We start from the raw sequence: 20371 nt of genomic DNA, 5'->3' as shown, positions 1-20371 counted from the left end.
GAGTGGACGCCGCCAGCGGCCTTCGATAGGTTGTGGCCATGGGCGGCAAGCAGATTCCGGTGCCATTCGACGGCAGGGCGGCCGGCGCGCTCCCGTACCCGGGGGAGGGTCGGGTCGATGTGTTCATCGCCGACGCCCGGGCCGCCCCTGGCGATACCGCGGTGCTCGGAGCGGTCGAGCGGTCGAGGGCCGCCTCGTTCGTCCGCGGCGCCGACCGGTCCCGGTACGAGGCCGCCCACGTCATGCTCCGGCTCCTCCTGTCCTCCTATCTGGGCACTGGGCCGCAGGCGCTGGGGTTCTACAGGGAGTCGTGTCCGCTGTGCGGGGGCCCGCACGGGCGTCCCGCGGTCAAGAGCGATCCGCGGCTGCATTTCTCGCTCTCGCACGGGGGCGGCTATGCCCTGGCCGCCTTCGCGGCCGCGCCGGTGGGCGTCGATGTCGAACCGGTCCCCGATTTCGCGGTGATGGGCGACCTGCTCGGCTGCCTCGACGGTGCCGAAGGGGCCGATCTCGCTGCGCTGGCTCGGGCCGAGCGGCCGGAGGCGTTCGCTCGGGCGTGGGTGCGCAAGGAGGCGCGGCTGAAGGCGCTCGGTACGGGTTTGGCGCTCGATCCGGCGACGGTGCATGTCGGTATCGGGCCGGTGCCGGGCGCCGGCACGGTCGATCTGGTGGTCCCTGACGGTTCTGCCGGGGCACTTCACCTGCTCGAATAGGGCCGGGTGGATTGTGGCACGGGCCTGGGCGCGATTTCGCTGATTGTGCCGGTGGTCCCTGCGACGATGGCGGTGAATCCATTCGACGATGAAAGGAGTCTGTGATGGGGTCGATCCTCAATCCGTACGTGTCGTTCAGCGGCAACGCGCGGGAGGCGATGGAGTTCTATCAGAGCGTGTTCGGCGGCAAGCTGGAGATCAACACGTACGGCGAGTCCGCGATGCCCGACGCACCGGCGGACCAGATCATGCACGCCCTGCTGGCGACGGACGCGGGCTACACGATCATGGCTTCGGACACGCCTCCGGGGATGCCGTACAACCCCGGTCAGAACATCTCGATCAGTCTCAGCGGCGAGGACGTGGACCGGCTGCGCGGGTACTTCGGCGGCCTGAGTGCGGGCGGGAACGTTGTGATGCCGCTGGAGAAGCAGATGTGGGGCGACGAGTTCGGCATGCTGACCGACCGGTTCGGCATCGCGTGGATGGTGAACATCAGCGGCACGTGAGCTACTTGGACGTCGCGGCGGGCGAGGCCTCTCGGCCTCGCCCGCCGTTGTGGGTTTCCTTTGTGGTGCCGGTCAGTTCAGGCCGCGGGGGATGCGCCAGAACGCGATCCCGGCGAGCAGGGCTGCGAGGCCGACGGCGGTGGCGAGTTCGATCCGTTGGAAGGTCCAGTAGCGGTCGGCGGGCTGGTAGGTGACGTCGAACGTTGCGTCATGCGCGATCATGCAGTCGTCAGGATTGTCGCCTTGGACGTCGCAGGCGTCGAGGTCGGTCTCCGTGAATTCGGTGCCGTCGCCTTTGTGGACGACGATGTAGTCGGACATCACCCAAGCGCCGGAGATGTCGTACTCCTGGATGCCGGTGCCTTGCGGTCCGGTGCCGAACGAGTCGATCTGGCCGACGGTGTTGGCATCGGCCCACGCGATGGTCTCGGTGACGGGCTCGGCGAAGTGCGGCCGGAGTACGTTCGCCATCAGGAGCTGGAAGGCGACGAACACCAGGAGCGTCACGGCCATGGCCACCAGGGTCTTGCGGGCGAGCACGCCGACCACGAGGCCGAGGGTGAAGGCCAGGAGGGCGTATCCGAACGGGGCGAGGTCCCTCGCCGCGAACGTGAGCGGTTCGAAGCGGCTGTCGATGAGCTTGTCGTAGGGGCTGGCAGCCCAGGTCAGCAGCAGGCTGAGCACGCCGGTGAACAGGACGGCCACTCCCCCGACTACCACCAGTTTCACTGCGAGCCAGCGTTTTCGGGTGACCGATTGGTTCCATACGAGGCGGTGGGTGCCGTTTTCGAGTTCGCGGGTGATGAGGGGCGCGCCCCAGAAGGCGCCGATGAGGGCGGGTCCGGCGAGCAGGAGCAGGCCGATCATGAGCAGGCTGGAGCCGAACTGGTCGCCGAAGGCGTGCGCGGCGTCGTCGCACCTGGCGGTGCAGTCGGTGATGTCGGTGCGGTAGGCGCCTCGGATGTCGGTGCCGAGGTAGAGGAGGTAGGCGGCGACGGCGGCGACAAGGCCTGCGGTCCACAGGGTTTGGGCGCGCATTTGGCGCCAGGTCAGCCAGATCATGCGCGGGTCTCCTCGAGAGTCGGGGCGGTGGTGCCTTCGGCGCGGTGGAGGTAGGTGAGGACCATGTCTTCGAGGCCGATGGGTTCGGCTCCGGAGATCGCCAGGGGGGTGGGGTTGGTGTTGTGGACGATGAGGGTGGTCTGGCGGTCGGTGTGGTCGGCGGCGATGAGGTCGACGCCGTCGGGGAGGTCGGTGAGGGTGCCGCGGGGTGCGACGAGGCGATAGTGGCCTGCGGTGAGGTCGTCGATCTCGCCGGCGACTTGAACGCGGGATTCGGCCAGGATGATCAGGTGGTCGCAGACGCGTTCGACGTCCGAGATGAGGTGCGAGGACAAGATCACGGAGACGTCGATCTCGGCGACGAATTCCATGAGGTTCTGGAGGAAGGCTCTGCGGGCCAAGGGGTCGAGCGCGGCGACGGGTTCGTCGAAGATGAGCAGTTCGGGGCGTTTGGCGGCGGCGATGGTGAGGGCGAGTTGGGCTCTCTGGCCGCCGGAGAGGCGGCCGGCCTGCTTGGCGGGGTCGAGGCCGATCTGCTTGATGCGGTCTGCGGCGAACTGCTTGTCCCAGGTGGGGTTGAGGTGCTCCCCCAGTTTCAGGTGGTCGGCGACGGACAGGCCGGCGTAGACGGGGGTGTCCTGGGCGACGAAGCCGACCCTGGCGAGTTGCTCCGCGTCGGCGGCGGGTTTGCGGCCGAGAACTTCGATGTGGCCGCTGGTGGGTCGGATGAGTCCGGCGGCGAGGGCCAGGAGGGTGGATTTACCGGCGCCGTTGGGGCCGACGAGGCCGACGATGCGGCCGGCGGGGATGTCGAGTGTGGCCTCGGTGAGGGCCGGATGTGTGCCGTAGCGCTTGGTCAGCGCGTGCGCGGTCAGGACTGGGGTGTTCATGGCTGCTCCTGCTGTGCCTTTCGGAGTGTGGTGGTGAAGACCGCTTCGATGGCCTCGTCGTCGAGTCCGGCGCCGCGGGCCTTGGTGATCCAGGCGGCGAGTTCGCCGGCGAGCGCTGCTTGCGCGGTGAGGTCTTCGCCGGCGAGCGTGGCGGTGACGAAGGTGCCGCGGCCGGGTTTGGGTGCGACGAGGCCCTGGCGTTCGAGTTCGCGGTAGGCCTTGAGGACGGTGTTGGGGTTGATGGCGATCTTGGCGACGACCTGCTTGACGGTGGGGAGCTGGTCCCCGGTGGTGAGCATGCCGAGCCGCAGTGCCTGTTGGACTTGGTGGACCAGTTGCATGTAGGGGGCGACGCCCGAGCGTGGTTCGAGGTAGAAGTCGATCACCGGTAACTCTATTTCACTAGGATGTTAGCACTATAGCGCTTTGTGGATGGCCTTTGTCAAGCACCTGGTGCGAGGCAAGGCGAAAGGCCAGGTGAGACAGCTCGTCTCGCCTGGCCTTCTCGGTCTGGGCCGTTAGCGGCCCTGGTTTCTGGGGTGGTTTCTGGCGGCGCGTTCATTGCCGAACTTGTAGGCGCCGGTCCACCGGGCCATGACCAGTTGATCGTCTCCGGCCGCGATCTCGGCGAGGAACTTCTCGGCCCGCCCGCCGCGGAGGGTGGCGGCGGCCTTGCCGCGGTGGGTGATGACGACCGTGCCGTCGCTGCGGTGGCGGTAGGCGAATCCGTTCGCGGCGCCCATGTCCGCTACTGGCCCGCCTGCGCGGGGACGTTCGCCTTCGAGGTGTTCCTGGTGCCGCGCAGGGCGTAGGCGGCACCGGCGCCGCCGATGAAGCCGAACATGTGGCCCTGCCAGGAGATGTGGGGCTGGCTGGGGAAGATGCCCCACACCATCGACCCGTAGACGAGGATCAAGGCGACGGCGATGAGCAGGTCGCCGAGCCTGCGGTGGAAGATGCCGCGGCCCAGCAGGTAGCCGAAGAGCCCGAAGACGACGCCGGAGGCGCCGACGGTGACCGATCCGGCCGGCGAGATGAACCAGACGCCGAGGTCTGAGACGATGACGATGGCGCCCAAGGCGATCCAGAACGACCGCCAGTCCCGCAGCGCGGCGATGATGCCCATGACGGCGAGCGGCACCATGTTGGACACGAGGTGCTCGGTGCCGGCGTGCAGGAACGGCGCGGCGATGAACCCCGGGAGGATCCCCGAACTCTCGCGCGGGGTGATGCCCCACTGCGTCAATTGCGCCGGGATCATCCAGTCGGCGATCAAGAGCAGCCACATCGCGGCGATGACGGCGCCCCACAGGGCCAGCGCGCGCCGCAGTGGGTGGGTGCGGGGGGCGGGGCCGGTGGTCATGGGGCTCCTTGGATCGCCGGAGGTGTGTCGGTGGTGCCTCCTTGAAGGGTAGCGGGGGCCGGCTCGCGTCTGCCAGGCCCGCGGGTGCGCAGATATGCGAGGGCGATGGCGCCGACGATGGCGGGCACGAGCAGGTAGGGCCCGAGTCCGATGAGGACGATTCCGGTGAAGGCGGTGGCGATGATCGCGGTGGTTTTGGCGGCGTTGCCGTGGAGGAGTTTGATGGCGCTGGCGCAGGCGAGGACGGTGACGGCGGCGAGGCAGGCGGAGGTGGCGCGCATGGTCTGGTCGAGGTCGAGGTCCCAGTAGAGGGTGGCGGCGAAGGACGTAGCCGAGAGTGTGGCGAGGACGGCGAGGCTGCGGTGGGGTACGGCGCCGGGGCTGCCGCCTTTGGCCAGGGGGCGGGGCATGGCGCCGTCGCGGGCGAGGGCGGCGCCCAGGCGGGAGGCGCCGGCCATGAAGGTGTTCATGGCGCCCAGGGTGAGGACGGTGGCGACGATGGCGGTGATGGGGGCGGCGGCGGAGCCGAAGCCGTAGGCGAGGAGGTCGGTGAGCGGGACCGGGGAACGTGCGGCGGCTGGGCCGAGGACGCCGGTGGTGGCGGTGGCGAGGCCGAGGTAGACGGCGGTGACGATGATGAGGGCGAGGGCGGTGACGCGGTGGAGTTGGCGGGCGGGGTCAGTGAATTCGCCGGCCAGGTGGGTGGCGGCTTCCCATCCGGCGAAGGCGAAGAAGAGGACGGCGGCGGCCGAGAGGACGCCGGCGGCGCCGTGGGGGGCGAAGGGGGTGAAGTTGGCCCATTGGAGGTGGGGCAGGGCGGTGGCGATGGCGGCGGCCAGGAGTGCCAGGAGGAGTCCCATGAGGATCAGTTGGGCGCCGCCGGAGAGGCGCAGGCCGGCGTGGTTGGTGGCGAAGGCGATGGCGATAAAGGCGGCGGCGCAGGCCAGTGAGGCGGTTCGGTCCATCTCGACGATGCCGGCGAGGTATTCGGTGCCGATGAAGGAGGCGGCGACGGCGCCGATGGGGATGACCGCGTAGAACCACCAGCCGACGATGGCCGCGGCGTCGGGTCCGAAGGCGAGGCGGGTGAAGGTGGCGACGCCGCCGGCGTCGGGGTGGCGGGCGGCGAGGGAGGCGAGGGTGATGGCGACGGGGATCGACAGCAGGAGCAGGCCGATCCAGGCGAGGAGGGAGGCGGGGCCGGCGGCGGCGGAGGCCAGTTGTGGGAGGACGAGGACGCCTGGTCCGAGGATCGCACCGAGGTAGAGTGCGGTGCCGCGGCCGATGCCGAGTCTGCCGCGGGAGGGAGCGGCCGTTTGCGTGTCCATAGCTCGAAAGCTTAAGCATGCGGTCGGCACTCCAGGGCACCCGCCGAACGTTCGATCGATATTTGGTTCATAATCGGTGCATGGACGAACTTGATGCGGCGATCGTACGTTTGTTGCAGTCGGATGCGCGGTTGTCGAACCGGGAGCTGGCCCGCCGGATCGGCGTGGCGCCCTCGACCTGTTTGGAGCGGGTGCGGCTGCTGCGCAAACACGGGGTGATCCGGGGCTTCCACGCCGATGTGGATCTGGACGCGCTGCGGCGCGAGGTGCAGGCGCTGGTGACGGTGCGGCTGCGCAAGCACTCGCGGCCCTCCTATGAGGCCCTCAAGGGGACGGTCTCGTCATGGCCGGAGGTGCTGACGCTGTTCGTGGTCTCCGGTGACGGCGACATCGTGCTGCACGTGGCGGTGCAGAGTCCCGAACGCCTGCACGCATTCCTGGTCGACCGGCTGGCCACGCGCCCGGAGGTGGACCGGTTCGAGACGTCGCTGATCTTCCAGCGGGTGCACAACCGAGTCCTCGATCAGCTGCCCGAGGTGTCGTAGCCGACATCGCGACCAACCTTAATACGAATCCCCGATGTTATGATTCTCGTACCACTTTTGCGAGGAGCACACCATGAAACTCACCATCGCCGCCGCCACCGGCGCGACCGGCAGGCTCGTACTCTCCGGGGCGCTCTCGGCCGGACACGACGTCACCGCGCTCGTGCGCAGTCCGGGCAAACTCCCCGCCGGAACCCCCGCGGTCCAGGCCGACCTGTCGAACCCGGACCCGGCCGCTCTGGCCGAGGCACTGGCCGGGGCCGACGCGGTCGTCTCGGCGCTCGGGGCCACCTCCAAGGCCGAGGCCGGCGTCGCCACCCGCGGCACCGGCGCCCTCATCGAGGCGATGCAGGCCACCGGTTGCGCGCGACTGGTCGCCCTGTCGGCCGCCCCGATCGGCACTTTTCCCTCCCCCGCCCGGCCGGACAAGCCGAGAACGGAGCCGAACGCCAGCGCCCTCGACAAACTCGGAATGGCGATCGTCAAACGTGTCCTGCGCGAGCACTATGAGGACCTGGCGGCCATGGAGGACCTGATCATGGACTCGGGACTGGATTGGACGATCGTGCGTCCGCCGCAGCTGACCGACAAGCCCGCCACCGGCGCCTACCGGACCGTCGAGGGCGCCATGCCCCGCGGCGGCATCAAGATCGCCCGCGCCGACGTCGCCCATGCGATGCTGGCGGCCCTGGCCGACCCGGCATCGAGCCGCCGGGTGCTGGGCGTGGCGAACTAGCCTCGTTCGGAGACGATCGCCGTCGCCTCCAGGCCGGCCCCGGTCGCCCGCTCCAGGAACGAGCCGATCGCCTCGAGCTCGGCCGGGCTGTAGTCCTGGCAGATCTCGCCGATGGCGGTGGCCATCGGGGCATAGAGGCCGAGGATCTCCCCGGCCCGATCGGGTATGAACGTGATGTGGACGGCCCGCCGGTCGGTCGGCACCCGCTCGCGCCGCACCCACCCGGCCTTCTCCAGCCGGTCGATGACGCCGGTGGTGGTGGCCGGGTGGAGCCCCGCCTTGCGCGCCAACGCACTCGGCGTCAGAGGCCCTTCACGGGAGACGATGTCGAGGCAGTCCAGATCAACGTCCTGAATGCCGGCGCGGGCGGCGACCTGGTGGTTGAGCAGCGACAACTGCACGGTCAACTCGCGCAGGCGACCGGTGACCCGCACACCCAGGCCCCGCCTGGTCGCCGCGTCGTTCCCGTCGGCAATCTCGTTCATTCTGGCTGCTCCCCTGCGATCGGCCCGAACCAGCATAGGCCGTCCGGCCCCGGGCCGGACGGCGCGCGGGCTAGGGGTGGCTGGTGGTGCCGGGTGGGGCCGGAGCCAGACCTTCCGGCACCACCAGCCACCCCCTGAGGTGGTAGGTTCCCTCGGTGGCTGAGAGCCGTTTGATGAGACGAGTGTGGACCCCGTTGGTCGCGGCCTGCTTTGCGGCGGGCGCGCTGGCCGGGTGCGGCACCGGCGCCGATGCCGGAGCCGCCGATGAGACCGAGTCCGAGTCCGAGAGCGCCGGTGCGAGCGCCGAGGCTGAAACTGAAACGGAGCTGGAAATGACGGCAGTGGAGATCAGCGAGGGCTGCGAGGTCGAAGTGTCGACCGATACGGCCCTCAAGCCCGCGGTGAAGGTCCCCGATTGCGACCCGCCCGCTGAGCTGTTCGCTCAGAATGTGGTCGACGGTGAGGGCACCGAGGCGAAGGCCGGCGACGCGGTGAGCGTGCAGTACGCGGGCTGGTCGTGGTCGACTGGAGCCGGGTTCGACGCTTCGTGGGATCGGGGCGCGCAGCCGTTCGACGTGACCCCGCTGGGGTCGGCGCCGGTGATCCAGGGCTGGAACGACGGCCTGCTGGGCGCGCACGTGGGCGACCGGCGGCTGCTGGTGATCCCGCCGGCCCTCGGTTACGGTTCGGCCGGCGCCGGCGGCGTGATCGCCCCGAACGAGACGCTGGTGTTCGTCGTGGACGTCCTGGCGGTCAACGGCCAGTCGTAGCCGCGGCAGTTTTTGTTGGGCGCCTTGCCTGGTTGGCGGGGCGCCCCTTTTTGTCGCTCGAGGTCAGCCTCCGGCGATGGAGGGCAGGATCTGGACGATGCGGCCGGTGGTGGGTGCGGTCAATCCGCCGACGCGGCGGCATTCCTCGTCGTCGAGGAAGATATTGACGTAGCGCCGCAGCTGTCCGGCCTCGTCCCGCAGGCGCCGCCCCAGGCGCGGGTAGTCGGCCGCGAGTGCGTCGAGGAGGGCCGCGAGGTCCGGTTCGGGCCCGGTGTGGACGGTGACTTTGCGGGCACCGCCGCATTCGCTGGCGAGCGCGGCGGGGATCTTAATCTCGGTGTCCATTACGGGGTCTCGATCGCTCGGACGCACAGCACGTCGGGCAGGTGCGCGGCGATGCTGTTCCAGGTGCCGCCGGAGTCGGTGGCGGTCCAGATGTCGCCGCAGCGGGTGCCGAAGTACCAGCCGGGGTCGGCGGCGGCGTCGGTGCAGGCGCCGTCGCGCAGGACCCCGCCGAAGTAGGGGTCGGTGGGCAGGCCGTCGGTCCAGGCGTTCCACGTCTCGCCGGAGTCGGTGGTGCGCCAGGGTCCGACCTGGCGGCCTGGCGGGGTGCGTTCCATCGATTCGGTGCACGGCCAGGCGATGACGTTGCCGTCCAGGGTCGGGTGGGCGATCATCGCGAAGCCGAAGTTCGTCGGCAGGTCACCGGAGATATTGGTCCAGCCGCCGTCGGGGCGGGTGGAGCGGTAGGCCGGTCCGTGGCTCTGGACGAACAGGGTGCTGTCGGTGCCGCGAGTGACCTTGTGGATGCACTGCCCGGATTCGGGGGCGTCCTCGGGGCTGTAGTCGGCGGTGATGCCCTTGGTGATGCCCGTCCAGCTCTGGCCGTCGTCGTCGGTCTGGTAGATCCCGCCCGAGGAGATGGCGATGGTGAGCGCCTCGGGGTCGGCCGGGTCGGGGACGATGGTGTGGACGGCGGGTCCGCCGGCGCCGGAGGCCCAAGTGGTGTGCTCGGGGTGGTCCCATAGGGGCTGGTTGAAGGCGAAGGTCTGGCCGCCGTCGTCGCTGACCCACAGGCTGGTGGGTTCGACTCCGGCCCACACCCGCTCGCCTGGCCCGAAGGCCAGCTGCCAGATGCGTTTGACGGTGTTGTTCTGGTCGGATTCGGGCTGGTCGATCCCGGCGGCCTCGGAGAAGTCCAGCGGCCGGTAGGGCAGGTCCTGGGGGAAGGCCATCGGGGCTTTCTCGGGTTCGGACCAGGTCCGGGCGTAGTCGCCTGAGCGCCAGATGGAGGGGCCGAAGAACGTGTCGGCGCCGATGAGGATGCGGCCGGTGGCGGCGTCGGCGGCGACCGAGTAGATCTCGGCGACGGCGGTGAATCCGTCCTTGTCGAGAATGACCGGGCCCTTCACCTCCCAGTCGGTGCGGTTGTCGCTGGTGGCGGTGAACAGGCCTTTGCGTGTGCCGATGAGGACGAGATAACCCATTGCTCCGGGCCTCCTTGCCTGGATCGCGGATAGTTCGGTCCTTCTCATGGTGGACCCGGGGTGTGACGATTTCCAGGCGATGGGCCAGGCGGTGCCGAAGTTTTTCCGGCCGCTCAGGTGCGTCACCCCGCCGGTTTTGGACCTTCCCGCCCCGACACGAGTGTGTTACGTTGCCCCCATCCGGGGTGTACGCCCGCGTCCCGGTCGCCTCCCCGGTCAGTTAGGACCCCTGCTTATGCGCTCCGTTGTTCGCGCCAGTGTGCTCGCCTTGGCCTGCCTATTGCCCTTGGCCGCTTGCAAGGCACCCGGAGGACTGGGGGCCGAGGAGTCGCCGCCGTCCTCGGACGGGATGGCGACGACGGATATGCCGCCGTTCGTCACCGAGATCGACGGCGCCGACCTGGCGGCCCAAATCGAGGCCCTCACCGTCGCCGAAGAGGCCGATGCGGGCTATGACCGGTCGCTGTTCCCCCACTGGAGGGACGATGACGACAACGGCTGCGACGCCCGCGATGACGTCCTGGTCGCCCAGGACCTGTCCGGGAACCTCACCGCGGGCGACTGCGGCGAGACCATGAGCGGCGAATGGATGTCGATGTACGACGGCGAGACCGTCACCGAATCCGGGGATCTGGACATCGACCACTTCGTGCCGCTCAAGGAGGCCTGGGGTTCGGGCGCGGGCGACTGGACCACCGAGGACCGCCAGGCGTACGCCAATTCGCTGGAGCAGCCGTGGCATCTGGTCGCGGTCACCGCCTCCTCGAACCGGTCGAAGTCCGATAAGGACCCGGCCGATTGGATGCCGACCGACGAAACGGTCTGGTGCGCCTATATCTGGGCGTGGACCCAGGTCAAGACCGAATGGGACCTCAGCGTCGACGAGGCCGAGCAGGCGGCGCTGCTGGAGTACGCCGCAGCGTGTTAGCCGAGGGTCAGCCAGGTGATGCCGGCCGCTTGGACCTGCTCGCGTTCGCCCCCGGTGAGCGCGTCGCGCCCGGTGGCCTTGGCGATGAAACCGACCCCGTCCCAGCCGAGCCGGTCAAGCCCGCCAACCGGCAGCAGGAGATCGGTGACCACCTCGGCCGCGGCCGGACCCGTCCAGCGTTCGATACCGGCCGCGTCGGCCAGGTCCATGCCGTGGACGGCCACTTCGACCACGCGCGTAGTCAGGAAGTCCTCGAGGGTCATCGGGTCGCCGTGGCGGGTCGTCACGAGCCGCCCCGGCCCCTCGGCCTCGCATCGCCGGACCGCCTCGGGCCACATCTCGTTGAAGCGGGCGGCCAGCGCGGGCCCGCCGATGCGGCCCTCGCGCATCGAACCTTCGACGCGGACGCGGTCGATCTCGGGCGCGAAGCGCTCGTCGGGCCGGTAGTACCCCGCGGCGTCCACGGTGGCCTCGGCCGGTGGCTCGGCGTCGAGCATCGCGAAGAGCCGTTCGACGGCCTGGCTGGTGTGGGCCAGCAGCGCCGCGCAGTCCCACGGCTCGCACCGGGTGGGGGCGGCCCACTGGGCCACGGTGAGTGCGGGCAGGGCGGCGGCCAGACGGCCGGACTCGTCGGCGAGGGCGGCCAGTGAACGGGATGCGACCATGAACGCATCCTATTGGTCCACAAGGTGAGAGGAGCCTCCGGTGGAATTCGCGGGAGTGATCCGGCCGGTTATCGACCGGGTGTACGTCGGGCTGCGAGGCGCGTCGCACGCGCGGGTTCGGGCGCTGTACGAGCAGCGGGGCCTGAATCCGGGCATCGAGGTCAATTGCTATTACGCGCTGCTGGACCATCCGGTGCCGGCCGAGGCGGTCGCGGCGTGGAAGACCTACAGCGGCTTCGACACTGAAGCTGAGCTCGCCCGCGGTATCGCCGAACTCGTTGATGGCGTTTGGCAATTGACGGCGCCGGGCCGGCAATTGGCGCTGGCGGTCGATGAGGCGGTCGGCGCCGGGGCCGAGCGGCTGTGGGGTGCGCGGCCGATCGAGACCATGCCGGGTCTGGGCGGCCTGGAGCGGTTGTCCGCTTTGACCGCCCGGGTCCTGGAAGCGGGCCAGGGCAGCGGCGGTCCGGCGTTCTCGGGTCTCACGCCGGTATTCGCCGCGGACGATGCCGGCCCGGCGGCGGTGCTGGCCTCGCAGTTGGGGGCGCTTCGCCATCATCGCGCGGACGCGCACCGGGCGGCTTGGCGCGCGGCCGGATTGAGTGCCGGCGAGGTCGTCGGACTCGGCCCGGGGCCGGTGCGGGACCGGGTCGAGGCGGAGACCGACCGCCTTGACGCAACCGCCTACCGGGTGCTGTCGGCCTCGGAGCGCTTGGAGTTGCTGGCGGGTCTGGGCGCACTCCCCGACGGCATTTCGGCGAGATAGGTTCGCCTCTGTGACTGATGCGGATTGGCAAGCGCGTCTTGATGCGCTGTGGGCGCGGCTGGATGCCATGGGGCGCGAGGAATTCGTGGCCGCGATGAAGGAGTTGGCCGCCGAGCGCGGCCCGGATGATCCGGTGGCGCTGTTCGAGATCGGGGGCGCGCACGATTCGACCGGTTTCACCGAACAGGCCGTCGGTTACTACGAGCGGGCGATCGCGGCCGGGCTCGACGGGGTGCGGCGCCGCCGGGTGGTGATTCAGATGGCCTCGTCGCTGCGTGAGACCGGGCATCCTGAGCGGGCTTTGGCGATGCTGGGTGTCGAGCGGGCGAACGGGTCGGATGCGTACGACGATGCTTTGGCGATGTGTGAGGCGCTGACGTTGGCGAAGCTGGGGCGCGAGCGGGAGGGCCTGTCGGTCGCGTTGGTCGCTTTGGCGCCGCATCTGCCGCGTTATCAGCGTTCGACGGTCAACTACGCGCGTGGCCTCATCGGCCGGGAACCGCTCTAGCCGAGGGTCGCGGCGCGGATCGGCGTCTCGCGCGCGGCCGGGCAGCGCCGGCCCGAAGCGTATCTGGGCGGGGACCGGGTGCGCCGGTGAGGATGTAGCGCTTCACGACTGGGGTCTGCCGGTGAGGTTGCAGGCGACTTCGACGATGGGGCGTTCGCTCGCTTCCAGGTGGCCTTTGAGGCGGTCGGCGGCGAGCCGGTAGAGGGTCAGGGCGGCCCGGCAGCTGTCCTCGAATGACGCGGTCTTGATGCCGGTGGCGGTGTCCCAGGCGCGGGCCCATGCCTCGCCTTCGGCCTGGCATACCAAGTCCCACAGGCGGTTCTCCGAGCCGTAGAGGATCCGGTCGGCCGCGGCCAGGGCGCCGGGCAGTTGCAGGGCGATCAGGTCGCGGTTGGCGGCGGCGGCCCGGGGTGCGCCGGTGGCGAGCATGCCGTGGACCTTGTGGACCTCTTCGGCGAGGCCGACGAGGGTGGCCCCGGCCCACCGGTCGGCCGCCGCGGCGATGTCGTCCCATTGCCAGTTCCGGGCCCGGTCTTTGAGTGCGGCGAGGGCGCCGGTCGGGTCGTGGAGGATTCGGGCGTCCCTCCAGCCGGGGACGGCTTGGCCGGCCGACCATGGCTGGTCGAAGGCGCCGTTCGCGTCCTCGAGGGTAGTCCAGGTGATGGTGACCAGGCGGCCGGCGAGCGACTGGGTTTGGTCGTCGCGGCCGGCCTGCGCGATGGCGATGAGGTCGATGTCGGAGTCGGGGTGGTCGGTGCCGGTCGCGATCGATCCGGTCAGGGCGATGCCGATGGTGTCCGCGGCGAGGTCGTGTGCGAGGTGTTCGGCGATGGCGTTCGGGCTCTGGTCCATGCCGAGGAGTATGGGGGTGGCTATTCGCCGGCGGCCACTGATTTGTAGTAGTCGATCTTGCCGTTGATGTGGGCGCGTTGGGATTCGAGGTCGGCGATGCGCTTGGCGACGGCTTGCTCGTGTGCGGTCAGGAGGGTGATGCGGGCGGGGATGGTCTCGTCTCCGGTGCGGACGAGTTCGGCGAAGCGGCACATCTGCTCGATGGGCATGCCGGTGTCGCGCAGGCATTTGAGGATGTCGAGCCAGCCGAGGTGGTCCTCGGAGAAGCGCCGTTGGCCGGTGGGGCCCCGTTCGACGCCGTCGATGAGGCCGACTCGTTCGTAGTAGCGGAGGGTGTCCATGGTGAATCCGGTGCGGCGGGCGGTCTCGCCGATGGAGTAGCGGCCCGCGGCGGTCAGTTCGGTAGCCACGGTTATCGAGGATAGTCACCGCTGCCGGCGCCGGGCCTGCGGGTTTGCGTTGGAGTCCACTCCAGGTCTTAGCGTCTGAATCAAGCAACGATCGAAGGAGGTCCGCGATGGAGCGGATGGCATTGGGCACCGAGGGTATTGCGGTGTCGCGCATGTGTCTGGGCGCGATGGCGCTCGGTGGGGTGCAGGACAAGGAGACGTCGTACGCGATCCTCGACCGGTTCGTGGAGCTGGGCGGGAATTTCATCGACACCGCGAACTGCTACATGTTCTGGCTGCCGGACGGCACCGGTGACGAGTCGGAGCACCTGCTCGGGTCCTGGCTGGCCGACCGGGGCGGCCGCGAGGATCTGGTGCTGGCGACGAAGGTGGGGCGGCGTCCGTCCTTCCCCGGTGGGGGCCTGGAGGCGTCGGAGCCGCTGACGTCCGAGCGGATTGCGGCCTCGCTGGAGGAGAGTTTGGAGCGGCTCGGCACCGACTACATCGACCTGTACTGGTCGCACCGCGACGACCGCGGCACCGAATTGGAGGACACGGTCGCGGGATTCGATGCGGCGGTGAAAGCGGGGAAGGCGCGGATCGTGGGCGCTTCGAACCATGTGGCCTGGCGGGTGGAGCGGGCCCGGCAGGTCGCGGCCGCGACGGGGGCGGCGGCGTATACGGCGATGCAGAACCGCTACTCCTACCTGCAACCGAGGCCTGGCGTGCGGCTGCCCGAGGGCGGCCACGTGCACGTCGAGCCCGGCGACATCGACTACGTGGGTAACACGGCGGGCACGGCGCTCCTCGCGTATTCCTCGCTGCTGTCGGGCGCTTACACCAACCCGGGTAAGCCGCTGCCGGAGCACTACCGCCACCCCGGGACGGACGCGCGGCTGGAGGTGCTGGACGCGGTGGCCGCCGAGACCGGGGCGTCGCGCAACCAGGTGGTGCTGGCGTGGCTGTGCGGTCACGAATCGCCGATCATTCCCCTGGTCGGAGTGTCGTCGCTCGCGCAGTTGAACGAGGCCGCCGATGGTTTGGAGTTGCGGCTCGAGTCCGAGCAGTGGCAGCGGCTGACCGAGGCCGCTTAGCCGAGGAAGGAGAGGCGGACGGTCCGGTCGGGGTTGTCGCGGTTGGTGTCGATGAGGACGATCGACTGCCAGGTGCCCAGGGCCGGGCGGCCGCCTGAGACGGGGATCGTGGCGTGCGGGGCGACCAGGCCGGGCAGGACGTGGTCCCTGCCGTGGCCGGGCGAGCCGTGGCGGTGGGACCAGCGGTCGTCGGCGGGGAGCAGGTCGGCCAGCGCGGCGAGGAGGTCGTCGTCGGATCCGGCGCCGGTCTCGATGATGGCGATGCCGGCGGTGGCGTGCGGGACGAATACGTTCAGCAGGCCGTCGCCGGCCCCGGCTTCGGCCAGGAACGTCTCGCAATGGCCGGTCAGGTCCACCGCGGCTTCTTCTCGGCCGGTGTGCAGTTGCAAGACGGTGGTCGTGAACGCATTCCCCATGGCCCGGATCCTGCCACGCCTCTCGCCCTGCCCGCCCGGCGACTACCGTTGCCGGTGGTATCGGCGGCGAGGCGAAAGCGGGGTCCGATCGTGACGCGAATGGCGGCGCTGTTGCGCGGGGTCAATGTCGGCGGGCACCGGAAACTGCCGATGAGTGAGTTTCGGGACCTGCTGGGCGGCCTCGGGTTCGGTGCGGTGGCGACGTACATCCAGTCGGGCAATGCCGTCTTCGACGCGCCCGGTCGTCCAGGCGAGGTGGCCGCGGCGATCGGCGAAGCGGTCGCCGAGCGGTTCGGGTTCACGGTGCCGGTGATGGTCCGCACCGCCGCCGAAATCGAGGCGCTGCTCGACGCCGATCCGTTCGCCGGACGCGGATTGGACGAGTCGAAGGTGATCGTGATGTTCCTCGACGCCGCGCCCCCGGTCCTGGAAGTGCCCGAGGACTGCCCGGAGGAGGTAGTGGCGGCCGGCCGCGAGGTGTGGGTGTACTACCCGACCGGGCAGGGGACCTCGCGCCTGGGCCAGCGCGGTTTCTGGAAGCCGATCGGCGAGGCCGCGATGACCGGCCGGAACCTGCGGACGCTGAAACGGTTGCGGGACATGGCGAACGGCGAGTGACGGCCACATTGAAGTCGGCCTCGACTAGGGTGGGGTGCATGTCATCTGCTGAGTTGGCCGCCGCCGGGTGGGACGCGAACCGTGCCGTCGTCGTATCGCCGGCGGCCGATCCGTACCGGGCCTACCTGGACTCGCTGGGCTCGGCCGAGTCGCGGCGGACCATGCGCGGATGCCTCGACCGCATCGCCGCTCTCCTGGCCGACGACGAGAACGTGACCGGTGAGGGGCAGCCGTGGCACCTGCTGCGCTATGAGCACACGTCCCGGCTGCGGGCGGCGATGATCGACCGCGGCTGGTCGGGCGCCTACGTCAACAAGCACCTCGCGGCACTGCGGCGCGTCCTCAAGGAAGCGTGGCGCCTCGATCTGATGGCCGCCGAGGACTACCAGCGCGCCTGCGACCTGACACCGGTGAAAGCCCAGCGCCTCCCGGTCGGTTCGCAAGTGGACGCCGAATCGCTCGGCGCGGCCCTGTACGCCTGCGACATGGACTCCTCCCCCGCCGGCGCCCGCGACGCCGCCGTCCTCGCCGCGCTCTATTCGACCGGATGCCGCCGCTCCGAGATCGCCTCGATGCGCCTGGTCGACTACGACAAGACCGAACGCTCGATCCGCATCGTCGGCAAGGGCAACAAGGAACGCTCCGTCTACCTCACCGAGGCCGCCCAAGAGCGCCTGGAACGGTGGATGGGCGTCCGCGGCAACGGCCCCGGGGCCCTGTTCTGCCCGATCAACAAGGCCGGCCGCCTCCGCAAATCCGGGACGCAGCTGTCGCGCATGACCGGGCAGGCCATCGCCGACCTGCTCACCAAACGCCTCGTCGAGGCCGGCCAGCGCCGCCACACCCCCCACGACTTCCGCCGCACGTTCATCGGCGAACTCCTCGACGCCGGCGTCGACCTGGCCATCACCCAGTCCCTGGTCGGCCACGCCTCCCCGGCCACCACGGCCCGCTACGACCGGCGCCCGGCCCGCCGCAGCCGCGAGGCGGTCGACCGCCTCCAACTCCCCGAAGCGTAATGTCGAATTCTGGCTAGCTTCTGTCACGGGCGGCGGGCACTCTTGAGGACATGACAGGTCTCCTCGAACAAGGCAACATCGAACAGCTCCGCGCCGCTGTCGCCGGACGCGACGCCCGCTTCGACGGCTGGGTGTTCCTGGCCGTGACCTCCACACGCATCTACTGCCGCCCCTCCTGCCCGGCGGTCAAACCCAAACCCGAGCACATGCGCTTCTACGCCTCCCCGGCCGCCGCGCAGGAGGCCGGATACCGCGCCTGCAAACGCTGCCGCCCCGACGCCGCCCCCGGCTCCCCCGAATGGGACTACCGTACCGACGTCTGCGCCCGGGCCATGCGACTCATCGGCGAAGGCGTGGTCGACCGCGACGGCGCCGCCGGCCTGGCCAGGCGCCTCGGATACTCACTGCGGCAACTCGAGCGCCTCCTCATCGCCGAAGTCGGCGCCGGCCCCGCTGCACTCGCACGCGCCGGCCGCGCCCACACCGCCCGGACCCTGATCGAATCCACGGACCTGGAGATGGGCCGGATCGCCTTCGCCGCCGGCTTCGCCTCGATCCGCGCGTTCAACCGCGTCGTCGCCGACGTCTTCGCCTGCTCCCCCACCACACTTCGCCACAAGGCCGCACGCCGCAAAGGAGCGAACACGGAGACATCGGCGGGCGGCGCGATCGTACTGCGCCTGGCCTACCGCGAACCGTTCGAGGCCTCGAACCTGTTCGGACACTTCGCGGCCGCCGCCGCCCGAGGCGTCGAAGAATGGGCCGACGGCGCCTACCGCCGAACCCTGCGCCTGCCGCACGGACCCGGCACCGCCGCCCTCAAACCGGGCCCCGGCTACATCGAATGCCGCCTGCGACTGGCCGACCTGCGCGACGTCACCGCCGCCGTCGCCCGCTGCCGCCGCGCCCTGGACCTGGACGCTGACCCCGTCGCGGCCCAGCAGACCCTCGAAGCCGACCCGCTCCTGGGCCCCCTGGCCCGCAAGACACCGGGCAGGCGGGTGCCACGCAAAGCCGACGGCGAGGAGTACGCACTGCGGGCCGTCATCGGCCAGCAGGTCTCCACCGCCGCCGCGGCCACCATCGCCACCAGGCTGTCCGAGAAGTACGGCGAAGCCGTGGACGACCCCGAAGGGGGCCTGACGCGCCTGTTCCCGACCTCGGCGGCGCTGGCCGAAGCCGATCCCGATGACCTGCCGATGCCGAACCGCCGCAAGGCCACCGTCCTCGCCCTGGCCGGTGCGCTGGCCGAGGGGCGGGTCGATGTCGGTCCGGGCGCGGATTGGGAGGCGGCCCGGGCGCAGCTGGTGGCGGTGCCTGGGGTGGGGCCGTGGACGATCGAGATGATCGCCATGCGGGCCTTGGGCGACCCGGACGCGTTTCCGGTCGCCGACCTGGGGGTCATCCGCGGTGCGAAGGCGCTCGGTCTCCCTGCCTCACCGAAGGCACTCGCCGCCCGCGCCGAGGCGTGGCGGCCCTGGCGATCCTATGCGGTCCAGTACTTGTGGGCCGCCAGTGAACATCCGACGAATCGAATCCCCGACGACAATGAAGGAATGATGGTGCAGTGATGGACAGCACGACGCATGTGACGCTGGAGTCCCCGATCGGGACGTTGGCGGTAGTGGCGAACGACCAGGGTCTCACCTATGTGGAATTCGGGGTGACCGGTTCCGAACCGGAGTGGGGGCCCAGGGAGTCGACGCCGTTGCTGGCGGCGGCGACCGAGCAGTTGGAGGCGTACTTCGCCGGGCAGCTGCACGATTTCGACCTGCCGCTGGCCGCGGCCGGCACCGACTTCCAACGTCGGGTCTGGGCCGCGCTCAGTGAGATCCCCTTCGGCCAGACCGTGTCGTATATGGACATCGCCGAGCGGATCGGGAACCGGAAGGCGGTACGGGCGGTGGGGTTGGCGAACGGGTCGAACCCGATCGCGATCATCGTCCCCTGCCACCGGGTGATCGGCGCGAACGGCAAGCTCACCGGTTATGCGGGCGGGCTGTGGCGCAAGGAGCGGCTGCTGGCCTTGGAGCGCGGCGAGGTCGACCTGTTCGCCCGTCTTGAGCCTTTGAGTAGGACCTAGATGAGGGTGATGCGCAGGCGGACGGTGACGGTCTCTTCGTCGAGGATGACGGTGCCGGAGTAGCAGACTTCGTCGGTGCAGTCGGAAGCGAGGAGGCCCGAGGCGGTGCCGGCGGGGGTCGTACCGGAGACGAGCGGCGGGTCCATGCCGTTGTCGGCGATGAAGGTGCCGAAGTCGTCGGCGGGGATGTCGACGGTGACTTCGGCGCTCGCGCCGGGGGCGGGTGCGTGGAGGGCGGCGATGTCGGCTTCGACGACGTCGGTGGAGTCGGGGTAGGTGAGGTGGGTGGCCTCGGTGATGGTCTGGAGGTCGGGGGTGTTGTCGTCTTCGAGGGCCCAGGCGAGGGCGGCGACGGCACCGATGAGTCCGGCGAAGGTGGCCAGGAGGCACAGGGCGGCCCAGAGGGCGCGGCGTCGGGCGACCGGTGCTGGCAAGACCATCACCGGAACCCTACCCGAATATGAATGTCGATCTGTTCTGGCGGTTTGTGAGTGTTGAAGAGCCGCTAGAGTCCGGTGATGTCGGCGGGGGCCCTTTCGGCGCGGGCGAGGGCCCTGACGAGCGCGGCCTGGCCGTGGCGTTTGACCGAGAGGCGGGCGAGCATCCGGATGGCGGTGTCGAACGGTTCGGAGTCGAAGCTGGGGGTGGCGATGCCGACGGAGTGGGCGAGGTCGTCGGTGTGGACGACCAGTTCCATGATGCGGGTGATGAGGTATTCGTCCAGGCTCATCGCGTACGCCCAGTAGTCGGTGCCGGCCTGCTCCTGCCCGGTGAGGGCGGGCAGGGCGGTCTCGAAGCGGGCGAGGCGTTCGCGGGTGCCTTCGAGGAGCGCTTCGGGGCCGGGTTCGGCCAGGCGGCGGCCGCCGTCGCGGACCTTGGTGTTGGCCTCGTTGTCGAGGTCGGTCTTGATCCACTTGGCGCGGCCGAAGTGCTCCATCAGGGTGATGGTGTCCTTGCCGGTGTAGTCGCCCTCGAGTGCGGCCGCGGCGCCCCAGATCTGGGCGGCGAGGTGTCCGGCCAGGCCTGCGACGGTGAAGCCTTCGAGTGCGGAGTCCGCGGTCCAGGCGGCGGCGACTTCGTCCGCGGCGAGGAGCCCGGTGGCGGTGCCCGCGGCGTCCAGGTACTGCTGTCGGAGGTTGGTCACG

Annotated in this window: 28 protein-coding genes; 13 read left to right on the top strand and 15 right to left on the bottom strand. The window is 70.0% G+C overall.

Annotated elements, in window-relative coordinates:
• Nucleotides 1-38: 38 nt before the first annotated feature.
• Entirely contained in the window at nucleotides 39-713 is a 675-nt protein-coding gene (locus tag FAB82_RS25205) for a 4'-phosphopantetheinyl transferase family protein (protein WP_136537327.1), read from the top strand.
• 104 nt (nucleotides 714-817) lie between these two features.
• Nucleotides 818-1222: a VOC family protein gene (locus FAB82_RS25200; RefSeq protein ID WP_136537326.1), complete on the top strand. Its 405-nt coding sequence runs from the start codon at nucleotides 818-820 to the stop codon at nucleotides 1220-1222.
• Nucleotides 1223-1294: 72 nt separating this feature from the next.
• Here FAB82_RS25200 and FAB82_RS25195 read toward each other — a convergent pair whose 3' ends face one another.
• The 6 genes from FAB82_RS25195 to FAB82_RS25170 all read right to left on the bottom strand — a co-directional run bounded on the left by FAB82_RS25195 (nucleotide 1295) and on the right by FAB82_RS25170 (nucleotide 5865).
• Nucleotides 1295-2284 carry an ABC transporter permease subunit gene (locus tag FAB82_RS25195; protein WP_136537325.1) on the bottom strand — a complete coding sequence of 330 codons (990 nt, stop codon included), beginning with the start codon at nucleotides 2282-2284 and terminating at the stop codon, nucleotides 1295-1297.
• The gene (locus FAB82_RS25190) at nucleotides 2281-3174 is read right to left on the bottom strand and encodes an ABC transporter ATP-binding protein (RefSeq protein WP_136537324.1); all 894 of its coding nucleotides are present in this window, start codon (nucleotides 3172-3174) and stop codon (nucleotides 2281-2283) included. The genes FAB82_RS25195 and FAB82_RS25190 overlap by 4 nt, the downstream gene beginning before the upstream one ends.
• Nucleotides 3171-3560, bottom strand: a complete 390-nt coding sequence (locus FAB82_RS25185; RefSeq protein ID WP_136537323.1) for a GntR family transcriptional regulator — start codon at nucleotides 3558-3560, stop codon at nucleotides 3171-3173. The genes FAB82_RS25190 and FAB82_RS25185 overlap by 4 nt, the downstream gene beginning before the upstream one ends.
• A 132-nt stretch (nucleotides 3561-3692) precedes the next feature.
• A complete protein-coding gene (locus FAB82_RS25180; protein WP_136537322.1) occupies nucleotides 3693-3917 on the bottom strand; it encodes a hypothetical protein in 225 nt (74 codons plus the stop codon).
• 5 nt (nucleotides 3918-3922) lie between these two features.
• Nucleotides 3923-4537, bottom strand: coding sequence for a rhomboid family intramembrane serine protease (locus FAB82_RS25175; protein ID WP_136537321.1), 615 nt, complete (start codon nucleotides 4535-4537; stop codon nucleotides 3923-3925).
• Complete coding sequence (locus FAB82_RS25170; protein ID WP_136537320.1) at nucleotides 4534-5865, bottom strand: APC family permease; 1332 nt, start codon at nucleotides 5863-5865, stop codon at nucleotides 4534-4536. Before FAB82_RS25170 ends, FAB82_RS25175 begins: the two co-directional genes overlap by 4 nt.
• Before the next feature lie 80 nt (nucleotides 5866-5945).
• Between FAB82_RS25170 and FAB82_RS25165 the strand changes: the two genes are divergently transcribed.
• The gene (locus FAB82_RS25165) at nucleotides 5946-6410 is read left to right on the top strand and encodes an Lrp/AsnC family transcriptional regulator (protein ID WP_136537319.1); all 465 of its coding nucleotides are present in this window, start codon (nucleotides 5946-5948) and stop codon (nucleotides 6408-6410) included.
• 73 nt (nucleotides 6411-6483) lie between these two features.
• Complete coding sequence (locus FAB82_RS25160; RefSeq protein ID WP_136537318.1) at nucleotides 6484-7146, top strand: NAD(P)-dependent oxidoreductase; 663 nt, start codon at nucleotides 6484-6486, stop codon at nucleotides 7144-7146.
• Here the strand turns inward: FAB82_RS25160 and FAB82_RS25155 are convergent.
• Nucleotides 7143-7631 carry a MarR family transcriptional regulator gene (locus FAB82_RS25155; RefSeq protein ID WP_136537317.1) on the bottom strand — a complete coding sequence of 163 codons (489 nt, stop codon included), beginning with the start codon at nucleotides 7629-7631 and terminating at the stop codon, nucleotides 7143-7145. The two genes, FAB82_RS25160 and FAB82_RS25155, sit on opposite strands and share 4 nt — an antisense overlap.
• Nucleotides 7632-7963: 332 nt before the next feature.
• On the opposite strand from FAB82_RS25155, the gene FAB82_RS25150 reads away from it, so the two are divergent.
• Nucleotides 7964-8401 carry an FKBP-type peptidyl-prolyl cis-trans isomerase gene (locus FAB82_RS25150; RefSeq protein WP_136537571.1) on the top strand — a complete coding sequence of 146 codons (438 nt, stop codon included), beginning with the start codon at nucleotides 7964-7966 and terminating at the stop codon, nucleotides 8399-8401.
• Between the two features lie 63 nt (nucleotides 8402-8464).
• On the opposite strand, the gene FAB82_RS25145 is transcribed toward FAB82_RS25150, so the two are convergent.
• Together FAB82_RS25145 and FAB82_RS25140 are read right to left on the bottom strand one after the other, a co-directional pair.
• Complete coding sequence (locus tag FAB82_RS25145) at nucleotides 8465-8746, bottom strand: MoaD/ThiS family protein (RefSeq protein ID WP_136537316.1); 282 nt, start codon at nucleotides 8744-8746, stop codon at nucleotides 8465-8467.
• Nucleotides 8746-9888 (bottom strand): beta propeller repeat protein, encoded by a 1143-nt coding sequence (locus FAB82_RS25140; protein ID WP_136537315.1) that lies wholly within the window; start codon nucleotides 9886-9888, stop codon nucleotides 8746-8748. Before FAB82_RS25140 ends, FAB82_RS25145 begins: the two co-directional genes overlap by 1 nt.
• Before the next feature lie 235 nt (nucleotides 9889-10123).
• On the opposite strand from FAB82_RS25140, the gene FAB82_RS25135 reads away from it, so the two are divergent.
• The gene (locus tag FAB82_RS25135) at nucleotides 10124-10816 is read left to right on the top strand and encodes an HNH endonuclease family protein (RefSeq protein ID WP_211116850.1); all 693 of its coding nucleotides are present in this window, start codon (nucleotides 10124-10126) and stop codon (nucleotides 10814-10816) included.
• Here the strand turns inward: FAB82_RS25135 and FAB82_RS25130 are convergent.
• Nucleotides 10813-11481 (bottom strand): maleylpyruvate isomerase N-terminal domain-containing protein, encoded by a 669-nt coding sequence (locus FAB82_RS25130; protein ID WP_136537314.1) that lies wholly within the window; start codon nucleotides 11479-11481, stop codon nucleotides 10813-10815. The genes FAB82_RS25135 and FAB82_RS25130 overlap by 4 nt on opposite strands.
• 40 nt (nucleotides 11482-11521) lie before the next feature.
• Between FAB82_RS25130 and FAB82_RS25125 the strand changes: the two genes are divergently transcribed.
• Both FAB82_RS25125 and FAB82_RS25120 read left to right on the top strand, forming a co-directional pair.
• Nucleotides 11522-12247: a helix-turn-helix domain-containing protein gene (locus FAB82_RS25125; protein WP_136537313.1), complete on the top strand. Its 726-nt coding sequence runs from the start codon at nucleotides 11522-11524 to the stop codon at nucleotides 12245-12247.
• 10 nt (nucleotides 12248-12257) lie between these two features.
• On the top strand, nucleotides 12258-12755 hold the full coding sequence (locus FAB82_RS25120) for a tetratricopeptide repeat protein (RefSeq protein ID WP_136537312.1): 498 nt from the start codon (nucleotides 12258-12260) through the stop codon (nucleotides 12753-12755).
• 102 nt (nucleotides 12756-12857) lie between these two features.
• Here FAB82_RS25120 and FAB82_RS25115 read toward each other — a convergent pair whose 3' ends face one another.
• Together FAB82_RS25115 and FAB82_RS25110 are read right to left on the bottom strand one after the other, a co-directional pair.
• A complete protein-coding gene (locus FAB82_RS25115; protein ID WP_136537311.1) occupies nucleotides 12858-13607 on the bottom strand; it encodes a nucleotidyltransferase domain-containing protein in 750 nt (249 codons plus the stop codon).
• A 20-nt stretch (nucleotides 13608-13627) separates the two neighbouring features.
• Nucleotides 13628-14017: a MerR family transcriptional regulator gene (locus FAB82_RS25110; protein WP_246039822.1), complete on the bottom strand. Its 390-nt coding sequence runs from the start codon at nucleotides 14015-14017 to the stop codon at nucleotides 13628-13630.
• A 107-nt stretch (nucleotides 14018-14124) separates the two neighbouring features.
• Here FAB82_RS25110 and FAB82_RS25105 point away from each other — a divergent pair, with 107 nt between their 5' ends.
• Nucleotides 14125-15090, top strand: coding sequence for an aldo/keto reductase (locus FAB82_RS25105; protein ID WP_136537310.1), 966 nt, complete (start codon nucleotides 14125-14127; stop codon nucleotides 15088-15090).
• On the opposite strand, the gene FAB82_RS25100 is transcribed toward FAB82_RS25105, so the two are convergent.
• Nucleotides 15087-15506: a secondary thiamine-phosphate synthase enzyme YjbQ gene (locus FAB82_RS25100; protein WP_136537309.1), complete on the bottom strand. Its 420-nt coding sequence runs from the start codon at nucleotides 15504-15506 to the stop codon at nucleotides 15087-15089. The genes FAB82_RS25105 and FAB82_RS25100 overlap by 4 nt on opposite strands.
• Here FAB82_RS25100 and FAB82_RS25095 point away from each other — a divergent pair.
• From FAB82_RS25095 to FAB82_RS25080, 4 genes are read left to right on the top strand one after another with little or no spacing between them, the layout of a single operon-like run.
• Nucleotides 15429-16124, top strand: a complete 696-nt coding sequence (locus FAB82_RS25095; protein ID WP_136537308.1) for a DUF1697 domain-containing protein — start codon at nucleotides 15429-15431, stop codon at nucleotides 16122-16124. The two genes, FAB82_RS25100 and FAB82_RS25095, sit on opposite strands and share 78 nt — an antisense overlap.
• Nucleotides 16125-16162: 38 nt before the next feature.
• Nucleotides 16163-17143: a tyrosine-type recombinase/integrase gene (locus FAB82_RS25090; RefSeq protein ID WP_136537307.1), complete on the top strand. Its 981-nt coding sequence runs from the start codon at nucleotides 16163-16165 to the stop codon at nucleotides 17141-17143.
• 50 nt (nucleotides 17144-17193) lie between these two features.
• A complete protein-coding gene (locus FAB82_RS25085; protein WP_136537306.1) occupies nucleotides 17194-18714 on the top strand; it encodes a DNA-3-methyladenine glycosylase 2 family protein in 1521 nt (506 codons plus the stop codon).
• Nucleotides 18714-19226, top strand: coding sequence for a methylated-DNA--[protein]-cysteine S-methyltransferase (locus FAB82_RS25080; protein WP_136537305.1), 513 nt, complete (start codon nucleotides 18714-18716; stop codon nucleotides 19224-19226). Before FAB82_RS25085 ends, FAB82_RS25080 begins: the two co-directional genes overlap by 1 nt.
• Here the strand turns inward: FAB82_RS25080 and FAB82_RS25075 are convergent.
• Together FAB82_RS25075 and FAB82_RS25070 are read right to left on the bottom strand one after the other, a co-directional pair.
• Complete coding sequence (locus FAB82_RS25075) at nucleotides 19223-19666, bottom strand: hypothetical protein (protein ID WP_136537304.1); 444 nt, start codon at nucleotides 19664-19666, stop codon at nucleotides 19223-19225. The two genes, FAB82_RS25080 and FAB82_RS25075, sit on opposite strands and share 4 nt — an antisense overlap.
• Nucleotides 19667-19731: 65 nt before the next feature.
• The gene (locus FAB82_RS25070; RefSeq protein ID WP_168801765.1) at nucleotides 19732-20370 is read right to left on the bottom strand and encodes a maleylpyruvate isomerase N-terminal domain-containing protein; all 639 of its coding nucleotides are present in this window, start codon (nucleotides 20368-20370) and stop codon (nucleotides 19732-19734) included.
• Nucleotide 20371 lies beyond the last annotated feature (1 nt).

The sequence above is a fragment of the Glycomyces buryatensis genome (assembly GCF_004912275.1).
GTDB lineage: Bacteria > Actinomycetota > Actinomycetes > Mycobacteriales > Micromonosporaceae > Glycomyces > Glycomyces buryatensis.
Note: the sequence above shows the minus strand (reverse complement) of the source record. Positions and strands in the feature narration are given on the sequence as shown.